Genomic DNA, 514 nt, shown 5'->3' on the forward strand with positions numbered 1-514 from the left:
ATACAGGTCTTTCCGCGAACCTTTCTCCCAAACTTTATTGACCATTTTCAAATCAACCAGCGTACGCACGCCAGTGCTCATGCTGGTTTTACTCATTTCCATGGCTTCTCTCATCTCATCTAGGGTCATGGGCTTGTTTTGGAAAAAAAGCAATCCATATAGATGGCCGATTGATTGGGTTATGCCATAGAGTTCCATATTTTTGCCCATAGATTCAATGATGCGTTTGCGCGCTTTTTGAATAATCAACTCTTGTTCGGAGCTTATATTGTTTAGTTGTTCCATTCCAAGTTCACCCTGCCTTTATGTGTACAACGTTATTGTAAGAAACAATTTCGATAAAGTAAAGAAAGTCATTGAATAGGATGCTGAAGGATGGAGTAGAATTCAAATTGTTTTGTACAGTTTTTACTGTATAAACAGATTAAACGGAATTTATGGTTGACATAACCTGCTTTGGTTCTTTACACTTATAAGGCAAGAGGGCATTAACGCATACAGAAAGGAGTGAGCG

General features: G+C 38.5%; 1 protein-coding gene. It reads right to left on the reverse strand.

Going from position 1 to position 514, the window contains the following annotated elements; genetic code table 11:
* On the reverse strand, positions 1-285 hold a 285-nt coding region (locus tag AC1DUA_RS40370; protein ID WP_477504984.1), incomplete at its 3' end, for a GbsR/MarR family transcriptional regulator.
* Positions 286-514: the final 229 nt, after the last annotated feature.

This window comes from Paenibacillus sp. 01T422 (assembly GCF_056398785.1).